The organism is Streptomyces sp. NRRL S-350 (assembly GCF_000719705.1).
Classification (GTDB): Bacteria; Actinomycetota; Actinomycetes; order Streptomycetales; family Streptomycetaceae; genus Kitasatospora.
On record NZ_JOHO01000032.1, the window covers coordinates 58150 to 74688 of the forward strand.

19 protein-coding genes are annotated in these 16539 nt (G+C 73.1%); 9 read left to right on the plus strand and 10 right to left on the minus strand.

The annotated features are described in order from the left end of the window. The first annotated feature begins 32 nt into the window (after positions 1–32). The 3 genes from IF30_RS48085 to IF30_RS0125615 are packed head-to-tail and all read left to right on the plus strand — an operon-like array spanning position 33 to position 2874. Complete coding sequence (locus IF30_RS48085; protein WP_030242729.1) at positions 33–863, plus strand: hypothetical protein; 831 nt, start codon at positions 33–35, stop codon at positions 861–863. Next, on the plus strand, positions 860–1789 hold the full coding sequence (locus tag IF30_RS48090) for a hypothetical protein (RefSeq protein ID WP_030242731.1): 930 nt from the start codon (positions 860–862) through the stop codon (positions 1787–1789). The genes IF30_RS48085 and IF30_RS48090 overlap by 4 nt, the downstream gene beginning before the upstream one ends. Next, on the plus strand, positions 1786–2874 hold the full coding sequence (locus IF30_RS0125615; protein WP_030242732.1) for a hypothetical protein: 1089 nt from the start codon (positions 1786–1788) through the stop codon (positions 2872–2874). Before IF30_RS48090 ends, IF30_RS0125615 begins: the two co-directional genes overlap by 4 nt. Before the next feature lie 366 nt (positions 2875–3240). On the opposite strand, the gene IF30_RS0125620 is transcribed toward IF30_RS0125615, so the two are convergent. The 6 genes from IF30_RS0125620 to IF30_RS0125645 all read right to left on the minus strand — a co-directional run bounded on the left by IF30_RS0125620 (position 3241) and on the right by IF30_RS0125645 (position 9487). Beyond that, positions 3241–3924, minus strand: a complete 684-nt coding sequence (locus IF30_RS0125620) for a hypothetical protein (RefSeq protein WP_030242734.1) — start codon at positions 3922–3924, stop codon at positions 3241–3243. A 44-nt stretch (positions 3925–3968) separates the two neighbouring features. After that, positions 3969–4391, minus strand: a complete 423-nt coding sequence (locus IF30_RS0125625; protein ID WP_030242735.1) for a carboxymuconolactone decarboxylase family protein — start codon at positions 4389–4391, stop codon at positions 3969–3971. 195 nt (positions 4392–4586) lie between these two features. Then, the gene (locus IF30_RS0125630; RefSeq protein WP_030242739.1) at positions 4587–5690 is read right to left on the minus strand and encodes an NADH:flavin oxidoreductase/NADH oxidase; all 1104 of its coding nucleotides are present in this window, start codon (positions 5688–5690) and stop codon (positions 4587–4589) included. A gap of 265 nt (positions 5691–5955) precedes the next feature. Beyond that, positions 5956–7338 carry an MFS transporter gene (locus tag IF30_RS0125635; RefSeq protein ID WP_030242740.1) on the minus strand — a complete coding sequence of 461 codons (1383 nt, stop codon included), beginning with the start codon at positions 7336–7338 and terminating at the stop codon, positions 5956–5958. 353 nt (positions 7339–7691) lie between these two features. Further along, complete coding sequence (locus IF30_RS0125640) at positions 7692–8396, minus strand: TetR/AcrR family transcriptional regulator (protein ID WP_078891690.1); 705 nt, start codon at positions 8394–8396, stop codon at positions 7692–7694. A gap of 128 nt (positions 8397–8524) precedes the next feature. After that, positions 8525–9487: a quinone oxidoreductase family protein gene (locus IF30_RS0125645; protein WP_030242746.1), complete on the minus strand. Its 963-nt coding sequence runs from the start codon at positions 9485–9487 to the stop codon at positions 8525–8527. 308 nt (positions 9488–9795) lie between these two features. On the opposite strand from IF30_RS0125645, the gene IF30_RS0125650 reads away from it, so the two are divergent. Next, positions 9796–10011 (plus strand): hypothetical protein, encoded by a 216-nt coding sequence (locus tag IF30_RS0125650; RefSeq protein WP_030242748.1) that lies wholly within the window; start codon positions 9796–9798, stop codon positions 10009–10011. Beyond that, positions 10008–11195, plus strand: coding sequence for an ATP-grasp peptide maturase system methyltransferase (gene tgmC / locus IF30_RS0125655; protein ID WP_107054515.1), 1188 nt, complete (start codon positions 10008–10010; stop codon positions 11193–11195). The genes IF30_RS0125650 and tgmC overlap by 4 nt, the downstream gene beginning before the upstream one ends. A 434-nt stretch (positions 11196–11629) precedes the next feature. Here the strand turns inward: tgmC and IF30_RS0125660 are convergent, their stop codons facing one another. After that, entirely contained in the window at positions 11630–12013 is a 384-nt protein-coding gene (locus tag IF30_RS0125660) for a peptidase inhibitor family I36 protein (RefSeq protein ID WP_030242752.1), read from the minus strand. Positions 12014–12483: 470 nt separating this feature from the next. On the opposite strand from IF30_RS0125660, the gene IF30_RS45595 reads away from it, so the two are divergent. Beyond that, a complete protein-coding gene (locus IF30_RS45595; protein WP_324605653.1) occupies positions 12484–12618 on the plus strand; it encodes a DUF397 domain-containing protein in 135 nt (44 codons plus the stop codon). A 62-nt stretch (positions 12619–12680) separates the two neighbouring features. On the opposite strand, the gene IF30_RS43935 is transcribed toward IF30_RS45595, so the two are convergent. Together IF30_RS43935 and IF30_RS0125675 are read right to left on the minus strand one after the other, a co-directional pair. Further along, entirely contained in the window at positions 12681–13187 is a 507-nt protein-coding gene (locus IF30_RS43935) for an NUDIX domain-containing protein (protein WP_051711125.1), read from the minus strand. Then, positions 13184–13480 (minus strand): hypothetical protein, encoded by a 297-nt coding sequence (locus IF30_RS0125675; RefSeq protein WP_030242756.1) that lies wholly within the window; start codon positions 13478–13480, stop codon positions 13184–13186. The genes IF30_RS43935 and IF30_RS0125675 overlap by 4 nt, the downstream gene beginning before the upstream one ends. A 115-nt stretch (positions 13481–13595) precedes the next feature. Here IF30_RS0125675 and IF30_RS0125680 point away from each other — a divergent pair, with 115 nt between their 5' ends. Together IF30_RS0125680 and IF30_RS0125685 are read left to right on the plus strand one after the other, a co-directional pair. Further along, a complete protein-coding gene (locus tag IF30_RS0125680; RefSeq protein WP_030242758.1) occupies positions 13596–14429 on the plus strand; it encodes a helix-turn-helix domain-containing protein in 834 nt (277 codons plus the stop codon). Beyond that, on the plus strand, positions 14422–14619 hold the full coding sequence (locus IF30_RS0125685; protein WP_030242761.1) for a DUF397 domain-containing protein: 198 nt from the start codon (positions 14422–14424) through the stop codon (positions 14617–14619). The genes IF30_RS0125680 and IF30_RS0125685 overlap by 8 nt, the downstream gene beginning before the upstream one ends. A gap of 71 nt (positions 14620–14690) precedes the next feature. On the opposite strand, the gene IF30_RS0125690 is transcribed toward IF30_RS0125685, so the two are convergent. Beyond that, complete coding sequence (locus tag IF30_RS0125690; protein WP_051711128.1) at positions 14691–15413, minus strand: heparin lyase I family protein; 723 nt, start codon at positions 15411–15413, stop codon at positions 14691–14693. 287 nt (positions 15414–15700) lie between these two features. Between IF30_RS0125690 and IF30_RS0125695 the strand changes: the two genes are divergently transcribed. Continuing rightward, a partial coding sequence (locus tag IF30_RS0125695; RefSeq protein ID WP_199807921.1) for an AfsR/SARP family transcriptional regulator occupies positions 15701–16539 on the plus strand: 839 nt, incomplete at its 3' end.

Consider the following 16539-nt stretch of genomic DNA (forward strand, 5'->3'; position numbering starts at 1 on the left):
CCCGCCCTTCCCTCCTCTCTGGAGCCACTGCCGTGACCACCGAACCCGCGGAGCCGGTGCCCGCCGCGCCCGCCGCGCCCGCCGTTCCACCGCCGCCCCCGATGCCGCCCGCCGCCGAACCGTCCCAGGCCCTGCCGCCTGCCGAGCCCGGCGACCTGCTGGAAGCCGGCCCCGACCGCGAACCCCGCGCCCCGCGCCGCCCCCGCCCGGTGCGGCTCGCGGCGTACGCCCTGGTGCTGGGCGCCCTGGCCGGCGGCGGCGTCGGCTACGCCGTGCAGGCCCAGCGCCCGCCGACGCCGCTGCCCCCGCTGCAGGTCGCGCACCCGTCCTATCCGGCCGCGGCGGTCGACCCGGCGGCCCTCGCCGCCGAGCAGCCCGCCCCGCCGGCCATCGACGGCGACCTGACCAAGCTGCTGCTCACCGCCCCCGAGGGCAGCACCGCCTGGTTCGACTACCCGGACAAGCCGAGCTGGGTCTCGGTCGGCGAGATCGCCGAGCGCAGCGGCGACGCGGTCTACGAGTTCAAGGACCTCGCCTCGCGCGGCTTCCGTCGCGCGGCCGAGGTGGACTGGAAGAAGGACGACGTCCGCTACCGCGTCTCGCTGCTGCAGTTCGCACCGGAGGACGCCGACCAGGCGAGGTCCGTCAGCTGGGAGCCCTTCGCCGGCGACGGCGCCAACGGCGGCTACAAGGTGGAGAGTTCGCCCCGGCACTGGGCGGAGAGCACCGACCAGTACTACTACGGGCAGGCCGTCGCCAAGCGCGGCTCGCTGCAGATGACGGTCGAGGTCTTCGCCACCGCGCCGGTGAACGCCGACACCCTCAAGGACCTCGCCAAGCGGCAGTGGGAGCGGCTGGTATGAACGACGACACCGTGTCCGTGAACCCGGCCGCGCCCGGAACCGCCCCCGCGCCCGGAAGCGCCCCCGCGCCCGGAAGCGCCCCCGCGCCCGGGGCCGCCGCCGAACCCGCGCAGGCCGTCGAGCCGGCGCCGGGGGCCGAGCCCGCCACCACCGAGCCCGCCACCACCGCCGGGTCCGCCGCGCCCGCCCCCGGCTCCCGCCGCCTGCTGCGCGCGGGTGCCGCGACGGCCGCGGCCGCGCTGGTCGGCGTGGCCATCGGCGTGGGCATCATCAAGACCCAGTACGACGACCCCGCGCCGGCCACCGCCGCCGCCCCGTCCGCCGCGCCCGCCCCGACGGCGACCGCCACCCCGTTCGGCGCCAAGTCCAACGGCAGCCACTTCGGTTCGCTGCGCGACCTGCTGGTGCCCGTCCCGGCCGGCTACCAGCTCGGCCCGGACGACGGCGCCTACGGCAACGACACCGAGCTGAACGGCGAGCAGCTGTCCGCCGAACTGGACGCCGAACTCCAGCAGATCCCCAAGGACAAGCGCGACAAGCTCAGCTCCTACTGGCAGGGCCTGCACGTCAAGGCCACCGGGGTGCGCACCTACCGCGCCAGCGGGGACGACCTGGTGATCGGCCTGAAGCTGCGCCAGTTCAACCAGCAGGAAGTGCAGCGGATCAACGAGTACACCGCGGTCTTCACCGGCGACACCGGCCTCTTCCGGATCGGCCCGAGCATCCCGGGCCACCCCGAGGCGCACTGCTACCTGATGCCGGCGCCGCCGTCCGCGCCGATCGACTACCTGGAGTGCTCGGCCGCCGAGGGCGACCTCCTGGTCGTCATGAACGCCGAGGGCGTGGCGCCGCTGCCCAAGGACCGGATCGTCGCCCTCTTCACCCTGCAGCTCGACCGCCTCGCCCGCCCGGGAGCGTCCGTATGACCGACCACGCCACCGCGCCGCAGCCCCAGCCGGGCGACGCCGTCAACGCCGTCAACGCCGTCAACGCCGTCAACGCCGTCAACGCCGTCAACGCCGTCAACGCCGTCGACGCCAGCGACGGCATCGATGCCGTCTGGGCCCCCGAGGTCCTTGAGGCCCTGGAGGTCCCCGAGTCCCCCGAGTCCCCCGAGTCCCCCGAGGCGCTCGCGGAGCAGCAGGCCCGTCGGGCCCGCCGCCGCAAGGCCGCGGTCCGCTGGAGCTGCGCCGCCCTGGTGTTCGCCCTCGCCGGCACCGGCACCGCCCTGGCCGTCACCGCCCCCGAGCGCACCGACATCCCGGGCCTGGCCACCGCGGGCGACGGCCGCTACACCTTCCCGCCGCTGGCGCTGCCGCCGCTGCCCTCGGGCAAGGCCGCGCCGGACGGCAAGGGCAAGTCCCTCCACTACGCGGACCTGCGCCACCTGCTGCTGCCGGTGCCCAAGGAGGCCGGCGGCTCGCCGGCCGCGCCCACCTTCCCCGCCCCCAAGGCGAGCCCCGCGGCCTCCGGATCCGCGACGGCAGCCCCGGCCACGCCACCCGCCGCGTCCCCGACGGCCTCCGCCACCCCCGCCGCCGGTGCCACCCCCGCCGCCGGTGCCGTCGCCGACTGGGTGCCCTGCGACGCGATCCTCGCCGAGCAGCAGGACCCGGCCAAGCTGCGCGAAGCCCTCCTGGAGAACGCCTGCCGCGCGGCCACCGTCCGGGAGTGGACGGCCTCCGACGGCACCCGCACCCAGATCCGGCTGCTGCGCTTCGGATCCGGCATCGAGTCCCGGGGCACCTACACCGCCCTGCGCTCCAAGGGCCGGCCCAAGGCGGCCCCCGACACCAAGTCCACCCCGCACGAGAGCTGGGACACCGTCGGGGGTGTCGAGCTGACCGCCCTGGAGTCCACCGCGAACGGGCCCAAGGGCAGCCCCACGGCCCGCGTCGCCTACCTCTCCGCCTCCGACATCCTGGCCGTCATCACCATGACCAACCCCGACGGCGTCCCCACCAGCCCCTTCCGCCAGGTCGTCACCCTCCAGTCCGACCTCCTGGCCTGACGCCGACCAGCACTGCGGCCACCCTCCGCGATCCGCTCCGATGACCCCGGGGGCTACCGCTGCCGGCCGGATCGCGGAGGTGCCGGACGGACGAGCGCGCACGGTCATGGCGGACGAGTCGGCGCAGGGCCCCGCACCCGACCGGGCAGGGCGTCGAGTGGGTCGAAGTCCTGCCCGCCCAGGAACGGTCGAGGTGCATGCGTGGGGTGGCTTCGGGTGCCGGGTGCCGGGGCCGGGTGCCTCGGCTCGCTTCGCGCGAACCGGTGGGCAGCTACTCGCCCTTACGCCCGTGCGCAGGAAGTCGGATGGGCCGACTTCCTGCACGCCCCCCTGCGGCCGCTTGCCCGCAAGGGGCGCGCGGTCGCGTCAGGTGGCCGCCGGGGTCCACGGCAGGCGGGTGCCCGCCGTGAACCCGGCCTGCGCGGCGAGGGCGAGGGCGGCGGCCGGGCGGAGCTCCGGCGGGTCGGCCATGAAAGCCAGGACCGGGCCCAGTTCACGCTCGGTCAGGCGTTGGGCGCGGGCTGCGTCCAGCAGCTCCTCCAGCTGCCGGTAGAACCCCGCGACGTACGCCGACGGGTCCGCCTCCTCCGGCGGGATCCGTTCCCAGACCCGTTCGGCGAGCCGGTCCTCTGCCTTCGCCGCCGAGCCGGTCAGCGTCGCGCCGGGGTCCGACTCGCCGGGCGCGCTCCGCCAGCGCCCGGCGTCCGGCTCCCACCAGAAGCAGAACCCGGCCCGGTCCGCGGGCGCGGGCACCCAGTGCGGCGCGCCCGCCAGCAGCGCCCGCACGTCGCGCTCGGTGCTGTAGTCCACGTCGAAGCCGCTGACCACGGCCCGGCCTCCCGGCAGCCAGGTCAGCTGCCAGCCGTTGCCGCTCCCGTCGTCGTGGGTCAGCACGCCGTCCGGCTCCACCCAGTACCCCAGCTGCTGCCTGATGCCCTCCTGCAGCACGGCCACCACCCCGCCCAGCAGCCAGGACTCCTCGGGCGGCGGCGGCAGGTAGTCGGACACGGCGAACTCCTCGAAGCCGGCGGGATGCGGGTACGCCTGCACGGACGTCCACCCGTCCCGGGCGGTTCCCCGGCCCCCGGGGGGTGTCAGTCGGTTGCCGTGGGCAGCAGGCCGCGCTCGGCGAACACCTTCTTGGCGACGAAGGTGGCGTTCAGCGCCTTGGGGAAGCCGCAGTAGCCGGCGGAGTGCAGCAGCGCCTCGACGATCTCCTCGGGCGTGAGCCCCACGTTGAGGGAGGCGTTGACGTGGACCTCCAGCTGCGGCTCGCACCCGCCGAGCGCGGTGAGCATCCCCAGGGTGACCAACTGTCGGTCGCGCGGAGCCAGTTGGGGTCGGCTGTAGATCTCCCCGAACCCCCACGCGACGATCTGGTGCCCCAGTTCGGGGCTGATGTCGCCCAGCGACTCCACGACCCGCCGTCCGACCTCGCCGTCGATGCGGTCGAGCACCTCCATCCCGCGCTCGAAGCGCTCCCGCCGGTCCTGTGCGTCGTTCGCGGCCGTGTCCATCGCGGCACTCCTCTCCCGGCCGCCCTGCCGGCGGCCCACACCCCAGCCCGGCCGCCGAGGCCGGCGGCCGGGTTCCACGGCAGAACCGTAGGACTTGGAGTGCACTCCAACTCAAGCCCGACACGAAGCCGAGCCGGTCCTGCGTCGGACCCGGGCCGGACCCGCGCCGGCGCGGTGGTGCCGTCGCGAGGAGCGTCAGGCCCGGTGGTACTGGACGGGGGAGGGCACCTCGCCGCCGAGTTCGGCGGCGGCGCGGCGGGCCCAGTACGGGTCGCGCAGCAGCTCACGCCCGAGCAGGACGGCGTCGGCGCGGCCCTCGGCGACCACGGCCTGGGCCTGGGCGGGGTCGGTGATCAGGCCGACGGCGGCCACGGGCAGCCCGGCCTCGTTGCGCACCGCCTCGGCGAAGGGCACCTGGAAGCCGGGTGCGGCGTCGATCCGGGCGTCGGGGACGAGGCCGCCGGTGGAGACGTCCAACAGGTCGACGCCGTGGGCCTGGAGTTCCTTGGCGAGTCGGACGGTGTCCTGCGAGGTCCAGCCCTCGCGGGCGTCCTGCGGGTTCTCGGTGAGCCAGTCGGTGGCGGAGACGCGGAAGAAGAGCGGCAGTTCCTCGGGCCACACGGCGCGCACGGCGTCGACGACCTCCAGCGCGAAGCGGATGCGGCCCTCGAAGGAGCCGCCGTAGCCGTCGGTGCGGTGGTTGGTGTGGGGGGAGAGGAACTGGTGGATCAGGTAGCCGTGGGCGCCGTGGATCTCGGCGACCTGGAAGCCGGCGTCGAGGGCGCGTCGGGCGGCGTCGGCGAACTGCCGTACGGTGTCGCGGATCTGGTCCCCGGTCAGCTCGTGCGGAGCGGTGTGGGCGGGGGAGAAGGGCGCGGTGCCGGGGCCGACCGGCTGCCAGCCGTGCTCCTCGCCGGGGGCGAGGGCGCGCCCGCGGTCGACCCAGGTCCGCTCGGTGGATGCCTTGCGCCCGGCGTGGGCGAGCTGGATCGCGGCGACGGTGCCCTGGGACTTCAGGAAGGCGGTGATCCGCCGGAAGGCCGCGGCCTGCTCGTCGTTCCAGATCCCGAGGTCGTACGGGCTGATGCGGCCCTCGGGGCTGACGGCGGTGGCCTCGGTGATGATCAGCCCGGTGCCGCCGGCGGCGCGCGCCGCGAGGTGGGTGAAGTGCCAGTCCGTCGGCACCCCGGCCGCGTCCCCGTCCGGCAGGGCGCTGTACTGGCACATCGCCGGCATCCAGATCCGGTTGGGGACGGTCAGGGCCCGCAGGGTGTAGGGGGTGAAGAGGGTGGTGCTCATGTCGGACTCCCGTGGGGTCGGCGGCGCCGAGGCCGAGGGTCGAGGTCGAGGGGCGCCGGGCAGGACGTACCCGCAACTGATTGCAGCTGCAATTTATGCTCCACAAGATAGTTGCACGCGCCGCACATTTGCAAGGTGTCGACGGCCCGCGAGCAAGAAGGCGGCGCCGCCCGGGAACCCCGGACGGCGCCGCCGTTCACGCCTCGGCCGTCAACGCAGCGTCAACGCAGCCTCCGCGAAGCGTCAATGCAACCTCCACGCGGCGTCAACGCACCGCCTGCGGCACCCGCGGGGCGGGGACGGTCCGCGCCGGGGCCTTGGCGGCGCCCGGCGCTGCACCAAGGGCCGTGCCGCGGGTCTCCTCGGCCCACAGCACGCACACCAGCAGGCCCAGCGCGGTGATGCCGGCGGCGATGAGCATCGTCGGCCCGGTGCCGAGCCCGGTCAGCGACAGCGGCAGCAGGTAGGTGCCGACGGCCGCGCCGATGCGGCTCACCGAGGTGGCCACACCCACGGCGGTGGCCCGGATCTCGGTGGGGAACAGCTCGTTGGGGTACGTCCAGTCGAGCACGTTGGGCCCGCCGCACAGGAAGGCGTACGCGCACAGTGCCAGCAGGGCGATCGCGGCGGGGGCGGTGGGCCACACGCCCAGCAGGGCGAGCGGGACGGTCATCAACGCGAAGGACCAGATGATGACGGGCCGGCGGCCGCGGCTGTCGATCAAGCGCAGCGCCGGGTAGCAGCCGAGCAGGAAGACCAGGCTGATCAGTCCGGTGCCCAGGGTCTCCATCACGGTGCCGCCCGGCATGCCGAAGGAGGAGAGGATCTGCGGGCCGAAGGTGAGCATCGCGAACAGCGGGCCGACCTGGCACAGGAAGAAGAGGCCGCAGAACAGGGTGCGGCGCCGGTAGGGCTGGGTCATCAGCAGGCGCAGCCCGGCGGGCCGGCCGGCCTCGGCCGGGTCCGGCATCAGCTCGCGGCCGTCCACCCGCACCCCGAGGTGCTTCTCGACCACGCGCACCGCGTCACCGACCCGCCCGTTGGCGGCCAGCCAGCGCGGCGACTCCGGGGAGCCGCGGCGGATCACCAGGAAGACCACGCACAGCACCGTGGAGCTCGCGAGCATCCACCGCCAGCTGCCCGGCCCGGCCAGTTCCAGGAACAGGTAGCCCACCACGTAGGCCAGGACGGAGCCGGCGTACCAGGCGACGATCTGCTGACCGAGCAGTCGCCCGCGCCGCTTGGCGGGCAGCCACTCGGCGAGCAGCGAGGTCGCGATGGGGTAGTCGGCGGCCACGGCCATGCCGAGGACGAAGCGCAGCAGGGTGATCGCCCACACCGCGTCGACCCAGAAGGAGAGCACCGAGCAGGCGACCATGACGAGCAGGTCGGCGGTGTACATCACCTCCCGGCCGATCTTGTCGGTCAGCACGCCGAAGAGCGCGCCGCCGACGAACATGCCGACCAGGGCGGCGGCGCCGATCAGGCTGACCTCGGCGGTGGACAGCCCCAGGTCGGGGCGCATCCCGATCAGGGCGACGCCGACGATGCTCAGGATGTAGCCGTCCAGCAGCGGTCCGCCCGAACAGGCCAGGGCCAGCCTGCGGTGGAACGCGGTATACGGGGCGTTGTCGATGGTCTGGGACATGTGCTTGGGGTCCTCCGGAGCGTACGGCGGCGGGCCTGGGCCCGTTCACCGTGCGCCGGGTAGACGGCAGGGAACGGCGCCGCCCGCTCGGACGGCGCCCGCAGCCCGATCACACCGGGCGACCGTCCAGGGTTGCCCCGCCCCGCCGGGCCCACCACGAGGTCCAAGGTCAAACGGACTGATGACCTTGGTCCCGAAACGGGCAGGACCTCCGGCCACACCGATCCAAGCCTCACCCAGTCCTGCCGGGCCCGTCGCCCTCCGGCCGCCGGATCGGGCACACAGCGTGACCCTTGTCACTCCGGGCGCCCCGGCCCGGTCCCGGCCTGTGGCTGATCCCACAGCGGCGGGTGTCAGCCCGCCCCCGCGGCCGCACCAGTCCCCGGAGCGGCGCCGACCGCCGGGGCCGCGCCGACCGCGGGGACCGCGCCGACTGCCGGGGTCGCGCCGACCGCCGAGGCCGCGCCGGGCCGGGCCGCGCGCAGCCGGGCCAGACCCACGTCCAGGGCGGCCTCCAGGTGGGCGACGGAGCCCGTGGTCATGAGGATCAGCACGCCGCCCTGCACCCCGGCCAGCAGCGCCGCGGCCTCCCGGTCGGCGTCCAGGGCCGGGTCGGTCCCGCCGACGGCCTGCAGGTGGCGCACGCCCGCCGCCAACTGCTCCTGCCACTGCCCCAGCAGCTCGCCGGCCACCGCCCGCGCCGCCCCGGTGGCCGACCCGAGCGCGGACAGGGCCACGTGCAGCGGGCAGTCCGAGCCCTGCGCCCGGTAGCGGGCGACGACCTTGTCGCGCCACCGGTGCCAGGCGTCCCAGGAGGTGAGGGAGCCCAGCTCCGGCTGCTGGTCGTCGATCACCCGGGCCGCCTCGTGGCGGGCCACGGCCAGCAGCAGCTCGTCCTTCCCGCCGGGGAAGTAGTGGAACAGCTGGCTCTTGCTGGTCGCGGTGCGGGCCATGACGTCCTCCAGCCGCACCGCGAACACGCCCTCCTCGCGGATCTGCCCGGCGGCGCCCTCCACGATGCGCTGCCTGGTCGCGGCGCCCTTGCGGGTCAACGGCACGTGCCCTCCCGGTGTCCTGGTCGTCGGAACGGGCCCTGCGATCCGGCCCTGCGATCCGGCCCTGCTCCGATCCTGCGATCCGATCCTCGGATCCGATCCTCGCGCACTGCGCGTCCGGTGCGCCCCCGTCAGGGGAGGAGCAGCAGCTTGCCGGTGGTGCGCCGGGATTCGAGGTCCGCGTGTGCCCGGGCCGCCTCGGCGAGCGGGTAGCGGCCGGTGATCCGGGGGGTCAGCCGCCCCCGCAGGACGAGGTCGAACACCTCGCCGGAGCGCCGCACCAGGGCCTCGCGGGTGGCGACGTGGTGGTGCACCATCGGGTACGTCAGCAGGATGCTGTTGGGCAGGTCGGTGGGGCGCAGCGTCGGCACGCCCATGAACGGGCCGTAGTAGGCGTGCACCCCGTGCGGGCGCAGGGCCAGCTGCGAGGAGGCGAAGGTGTCGGCGCCGCCGCCGTCGTAGACCACGTCGGCCCCGCGGCCGCCGGTCAGCTCCCGCACCGGCTCCTCGAAACCGCCGCCGGCGTGCACCAGCACGTGGTCGGCCCCGGCCTCCCGGGCGACGTCCGCCTTCTCCGGGCGCGAGACCAGGCCGATCACGTTCCCGCCGCGGGCCTTGACCATCTGCGTGAGCAGCAGGCCCACCCCGCCCGCCGCCGCGTGCACCACGGCGGTGTCGCCCGGGCCGACCGGGTACGTCTCGGTGCTCAGGTGGCTGGCGGTCAGGCCCTGCATCAGCACGCCGCCCGCGATCTCGTCCAGCACCCCGTCCGGCACCTTGACCAGCGAGTCCGCGGGGACGGCCAGCAACTCGGCGTAGCTGCCCGGGTGGTAGAACCAGGCGACCCGGTCGCCCACGGCCAGGCCGTGCACCCCCGGCCCGAGGGCGGCGACGTACCCCATGCCCTCGACGCCCAGGCCGGTGGGCGCCGCCCAGCCGGGGCCGCCCTGCGCGCGGGCGCCGACGTCCATGTAGTTGACCCCGGCCGCGCCCAGGCGCACCAGCGCCTCACCGGGGCGGGGCACCGGGTCCGGCAACTCGGTCCAGCGCATGACCTCGGGGCCGCCGTGCTCCTCGATCCGGATCGCGTGCATGGGCTGACACCTTCCTGTGCGGGCTCGTTCGTGAGGGAACGTGCAGCACGGTAGGCAGCCGAAAATGGACCCACAAGTCCAATCCTTGCGGGTGCGGCGAGTCGGCCCCGAGGCACCGCAGCCGATGGAACCGCTGCCGCGCACCGGCCGCACCGGACCCCAACTCCCCTGATCAGTAGGAGAGTCGGAGAGTCGGAGCGTCGGCCGACCTGCCGACGTGAGAGGTCCGGCGTCGGTCTGCCGACGATCCGGGGGCCGGAACACCATGCGCGGACGACCACGTCGACTCCAGCGCGCTCCGCTACAGCGTGGTCGACCTGCCCGACCGGTTGGCCAAGGCCTTGGTCGCTTTCCTGAAGCACTTCGGCCTCGCGTCGGGCAGTTTCGATCTCGCCGTCGACCGGGCCGGGGACGCCCACTGGCTGGAGTTGAATCCGAACGGGCAGTGGGGATGGCTGGAGGACGAGACCGGCCTGCAGCTGACCCGCGCGTTCGCTGACCTTCTCGAACAAGGAGGGCCATGACCCCGAACATCCCGGACATCCCGGACACCGCGCCCGAGCGCCGCGCGCTCGCCGACCGTCTCGAAGCGAGCGGCGACCTGACCAGTCCGGCTTGGAGAGCGGCGGTCGAGGCCGTGCCCCGCGAGCTGTTCCTGCAGCCCGGGGTGTTCCTGCCCACCGACGACGGGTGGTGGCGGCCGGTGACCGCGCTCGGCGCCGACCCCGAGGAGTGGGTGCGGATCGCCTACAGCGACCAGTCACTGGTCACCCAGCTCAACGGGCACCTGACGGCCGACCAGGCCTCCGGTGCCGTACGGGGGTTCCCGACCTCCTCCTCCACGGTCCCGGCCACCGTGGTCAGCATGATCGAGGCCCTGGAGTTGGAGGACGGGCAGTCGGTGCTGGAAATCGGCACGGGCACCGGCTACTCGACCGCGTTGATGTGCCACCGCCTCGGCGAAGACCAGGTCACCACCGTGGAAGTGGACCCGGAGGTGGCCGCCCGGGCGGACGCCGCGCTGGAGACGGCCGGCTACTCGACCTGGACCGTGACCGCGGACGGTCTGCTCGGCCACCCGTACCGGGCCCCGTACGACAGGGTGGTCGCCACCTGCGCCGTCCGCCGCATCCCCTACACCTGGGTGCGGCAGACCAGGCCGGGCGGCACGGTCCTGGCCACGGTCGGCTCCTGGGCGTACGGCACCGGTCTGGCCAAGGTGACCGTGGGGGAGGACGGGACGGCGCAGGGCCGGATCATCGGCCGCTCCTCCTTCATGCCGGCCCGTTCCCAGGCCGTGGTGCCGCTCGCGGGGGACCTGTCGGCCCGGGCCGCGTACGCCGACACCGAGCGGCGCACCCCGGTCGCCCCGCAGGTGCTCAACGAGTGGACACCGGCCTTCCTCGCCCAACTCGCCGCGCCCGGAGCCCAGATGGTCACAGCGGTCGCCGGCGGCGGCGAGCAGACGGTGTACCTGTTCGACCCGGCACGTGAGTCCTTCGCCCAGCTCGACGACGACGGTGAGGGCTGGACCGTGCGCCAGGGCGGCCCCGTCGCCCTGTGGGACGTCATCGAGGACGTGCTCACCGCCTGGCAGGAGACCGGACGCCCCGACCTCAGCGCCGTCCGCCTCCGCGTCACCCCCGAGGCGCACACCTACCGGATCGGCGACCACCCGGCCTTGCGGTGGGAACACCGCCTGACCTGACCGCGCGGCCGAACCCACGGCAGACCCGCAAGGAACCGCAGGCCCGGACCACACTCATCGCGGTCCGGGCCTGCGGAGCGGGGTGTCAGGGGCGTGGTCGGCCGACCGGGACCGGAACGCCCCGGTCGGCGAGCACGCCCACGCGGAGCAGGATCCGAGCCTCGTGCCGTTGCGGATCCGATCGACCTTCTCCGAAAGGGCGCACCGGAAGGCGTCCGTGCTTGTCCGGGCCCCGCCGGGACGTCCGCGTCCGTTGCTGCCGGGGCCCGCTCTCGGCTCCGACCGTGGCGGTCGCTGTTCGGTGCCCACAATCGGCCCTGCCCGGTACGCCCACCGGGAGGGAAGGGCGCTGCTGCGCAGGAAGTCGGCCTGGCCGACTTCCTGCGCAGCAGGTCGCCTGGCCCGGGCCCGACACCCGGGCCGAGGCGCACGCCTCAGGAGGGGCAACCCCCGGGCCGTGCGGAGCTGATCTGGTCGTTCATGCTGTACTGCGTGACGTTGCCCGTGTAGTCGGCGGCGACGGGCAGGCACCGGCCGCCGAAGTTGACGTTGGTGTAGACCGACCAGACGCGGCCGGTCCGGTTGCGCAGCGACGACGTGATGTTGTCGAAGTCCAGCGAACCGAGCGAGGCGCGCTCCCCGCCCAGTCCCACGACGCGGCCCTGCCCGTCGATGTCCTGGAACAGGCAGAAGTTGCCGCTCGCGCACCGGTCGTAGCCGGTCGCCGCGGGCGCCGCGACCGCGGACGAGGCCGCCGCGGTGAGGGCGAGCCCCGCGGCCATCGACAGGCAGGCGGCCATCGTGTGGAACTTCACCATGTCTTCCTCCAGATGTCGGTCGGTGCCGGGTGCCGTGCCGGTGCCCCGCCTCCCGGCTCGCGTGTGACTGCGACTGCGACTGGGGCAGAGGCAGCGGGCGTGTGGCGGACACGGTCGGCGATGTCACCCGCGAGAGGGCGTCCGCCGGCATTCCTCACACCGGTGGTGAACGGCGCCCGGCCCGGCGCCGAGGCGGCGCACCGCCGCCGACGCGCGCCGGACGACCCGCCCCGGGACGACCCGGCGGGCAACCGCCGCCGAACGTTCCGGTCAGCGGATGCGGACGGGATTTTCATGGTCTCGTCTCCTGGTCCGATGCCGACGGCCTCGCCAACAACGTCGGTATGCACAGGATCCCATTCCCATAAGGATCGTGAGTACCCGTCGGGAGAGAGGAAACAGCCGCGTAGTGAAATGAAGGGGCGCGCGCGGAGCCGGTAGCGCCCCCTCTGCTCGCCACCGGGGGCGAGGTGGCAGTGGACTTCCCCGGCCTGGTCCCTGTCCGCGACTCCAAGGACCCGCAGGGGCCCTCTTTCGTCTTCCCCTCCGAGGCCTGGACGTCGTTCGTCGGCGCTGTGCGCGGCGGCGAGTTCGGCGACGTCTGAGCCCACGGTGCAGGCCCGGACGCGCCCATGGCGGCGTGGGCCTGCGGGTGCCGGGGTGGTGGTCAGCCGACCGGGACCGGAACGCCCTGGATGAGGAGGGGGAGTCCGGCGCCGTGTTCCCAGGCGTCCCAGGCGTCTTCGACGCGTCGGTACTGGTCGTCCGCCATGACCCTGCGCAGCTTGGCCTGGGGTGCCCAGTGGAGGGCGCGGATGCCTTCCGGCGGCTGGTGCGGGCGGATGGCTCCGGCCTGCCGGGAGGTGACCACCCCGCCCGCGTAGACGAAATCGAGGGCCTCGGGGAGTTCGGCGGCGGGGGAGTAGTCGACGGTGAGGATGGTGCGGAGCGGCAGGACGAGCCCGGTCTGCGTTTCGAGGTGCCGGCGGGCGGCGAGGTGGGGCAACTCGTTCTGCTCGGCACTGCCGCCGGGCAGGGTCAGCCCGTCTTGGTGGGCGAAGTCGACCAGGAGGACGAAGAAGTCGCCCGACCCTCCCGGATCCTCGCGCAGGGCGAGGACCTGGTGGCCCGACCGTCGGCCGGGAGGCTTGCTGTTGAAGAGGGTCTTGCTCAACTCTGCTCCAGGTATGAGGAATTGCTGTCGGACGGCAGGGACCATCCGCTGAACGGCCGGCGGCGCGGGCGGCCACGGGTGCCCGGCGCGAACTCCCTGGGGTCAAGCGGCCGGATCAGGCCGAGATCGACCCGCCGCTCGGGCCCGGCGGCTCCCAACGGCCGGAGAACAGCCTTCCCGAACACGGCCTCCACGAAGACGGCCTCGCCCGGCGAACCGCCGTGCGGCTGACTGAAGTCCTGCACCACCTCGTGGAGTTGGAAGGAAAGGGAGGGGTTCTGCGCGTCCGGCATAGGAGTCTCCGCGAAGGTGGCGACTTCGGTGTGTGACCGACTGACTACCAGGGTGGCTAGCGTCCTCTAGGATTGGAAGAGTTTCAAATCTCTAGTCAGGACGATTTTAAAAGAGATGATCTTGGCTCGTCGCACACTTGACCCAAAGTCATCACCCTTGGAAGCGCTGGCTGTTCAAATCAGCAGGTCGCGTCAGGCAAAGGGGATGACACAGATTGAGCTTGGCAAGCGAGTGGGGTACTCCAACGTCTACATCTCGAACGTCGAGCGAGCCAAACAAGCTCCGTCTTTAAAGTTCGTAGAACGCGTAGACGCGGCCCTCGACGCCGGTGGTGCTCTGACGGGGCTGTGGTGGAGTTGGAAGAACGGTGCTCTGCTGCCTGGGTTCTCGGAGTACCTTCGCCGGGAACGCGAGGCGATCGCAGCCAGACTGTTCGACACGGACATGGTGTCGGGAATACTCCAGCACCCGGACTACAGCGCAGCCTACGAAGCTGGCATCGTCCGACGCGGGGAAGCGACTCGGGAGCAAGCCGACGGGAGACTCGGTCTGCTGGCCCAACGTCAACTTATGCTCGACAGAGGTACAACGGTCCATGCTGTTCTGGATGAGGGGGCCTTGCGCCGACCGATTGGTGGTCGAGAGATTATGGCCACGCAGCTCTCTCACCTGGAGAGTCTCGGCGAGCGCCCGAATGTCATCATCCAGGTCGCCCCGTACCGTCTGGCCGAGAATCGACCGCTGTCCCACCCCGTCACGCTCTTGACCCTCCCAAATCGGGCCTTGGTCGGGTACACGGAGACGCTTCAACGGGGATACCTGGAGCAAGATATCGAGACGGTGGCCCGATGGGTCGATAGATACGATCGACTCCAGGTCGACGCGCTCAGCCAGCCGGACAGTTTGGCCATGATCCGGGAGGCACGGAAGGAACTGGACCATGCATGACCCAACGGGCGCCAAGTGGCGCAAGAGCACCTACAGCAATGGCGGGGGCGGCTGCATCGAGGTGGATGACGCGCACCCGGGCAGGGTCCGTGACTCGAAGGATCCGCAGGGTCCGGCGCTGGTTTTCCCGTCCACGTCCTGGGCATCGTTCGTCGCCGCTGTCCGTAGTGGCGAGTTCGGCGACGTCTGAAAGCTGACATGCCGCAGGCCCGGACCGCCCCCACATGGCGGTTCGGGCCTGCGGACGTTTCCGCGCCGCTCCTACGAGCCGGCGGTGGCGGCTTCCAGGGTGGTGGCCATCACCGGGCTGGTGAAGGTGTTCGTCGCGTCGCCGGTGGACTCGTGGTACGAGCCCCACTTCAGGTAGTTGCGGTCGCCGTCCCAGGTGGTGCCCTTGAAGGTGCCCGAGCCGGTGGTGAAGGTCTGCTTCTTGCCGTCGAACCAGAAGTCGATGGTGCCGTCGGTCCGCCCCAGGCGGATCTTCAGCGCGTACGAGTGCCACTGGCCGTTCGCCGTCGGCGCGGTCCACAGCGTGTGCGACACGTGCTGGGTGTCCCACTCCTGCAGTCGGATGCGGCCGTCGGTCGCGTCGATCTCGATCGGGTGGTTGGCCGTGTCCGTGCTCGGCGAGCACTTGAGCTGGAACACGTAGCGGCTGTTGGCGTCCTTGATGTCGACCTTGGACGACCACCCGAGGTAGAACGTCTCGCCGTTCTTCAGGTCCGGGCCTAGCGTCTCGCAGCGCTCCTCGCCGGCGGCCTGGTACGCCCGCCACACCTTGCCCTTGGCCGCATCGGTCACGACCTTGAAGTTGCCCGGGGCGCACTGCACGGCGGTGAAGGAGGACGCCCCCTTGCTCGTGTTCGGGGTCCACAGCACCGTGCCGGCCGCGCTGCTGGGGCTCACGGTGGCCCAGGAGAGCGCGAGTACGGCGGTGGCCACGCCTCCGTAGGCGAGCTTGCGGCGGTCGGACGGAATGGACATGCCTCTCCCCGGGGTCGAATGGGCGGTGGCGTGGGCGTGCGCAGCGATTCGACCATCCGCCGGGCCGGCAAACCAGGCGGAAACACCGGCGGAAGTAATCCGGCGGCCACTTCCGCCGATGCCCTGGCCGGCCGCCGCTGCCGGCTCCGGCCTGTTCGTCTTCGTCGTTCCCGGGCCCGGGGCGGCCGGCCGTCGTCCGGTGGTTCCGGGAGCGTCACCCGGGCGGCGGGCCGAATCGACATATCCCCTATGGTCATATGCTTGTCGCATTAAGTGGGGGGCGGGTTTTGGATTTCCGATTGCTGGGCTCGGTGGCCGCAGTGGCGGCGGACGGCCGGGAGCTTCCGGTCGGGTCCGCCAAGCGCCGCAGCCTGCTGGCCATGCTGCTGCTCAACCCCGGCGCACCGGTCACCGTCGACCGGCTCACCGAGACGCTGTGGGACGAAGAACCGCCCCGGCACTCGCGCACCGTCATCCACAACCACGTGTCGGGCCTGCGCGCGCTGCTCGCCGCGCACGGCGCACCCGACGGCGGAGTCGAACTCGTCACCGACGGCGGCGCCTACCTGCTGCGGGTGCCCGAGCTCGCGGTGGACACCGACCGCTTCGAACGCCTGGTGCGCTCGGCCCGCTCGCTGCCCGACACCGGCGAGGCGGTGGCGGCACTCCAGGAGGCGCTCGCGCTGTGGCGCGGCCCCGCCCTGGCCGGCACCGCGCCCAGCGTGCCCCTGCAGTGCGCCGCCCACGCCCTGGAGGAACTGCGCCTCGCCTCGGTGGAGGAACTGGCCCGCGCCCACGGCCGACTCGGCGACCACGGCGCCGCGGCCGGCGTGCTCTCCACCGAAGCCACCATGAACCCGCTGCGCGAGCCGCTGGTCGCCGCACTCATGCTGGCGCTCGGCCGGGCCGGCCGGCGCTCGGAGGCCCTGGACTGGTTCCACCGCACCCGCCGGGCCCTGGCCGAGGAACTGGGCATCGACCCCGGGCCGGAACTCGTCGACGCCTACGACTCCCTGCTGCGCGCCACCCCGGCGCCGCGCCCCGACCGCGTCCCGCCCCCACGCGTGCCGACCGTCGGCGGCCCGGCATCCGTCCCCGACCCCGCCCCGGCCGCCACGCCCACCCC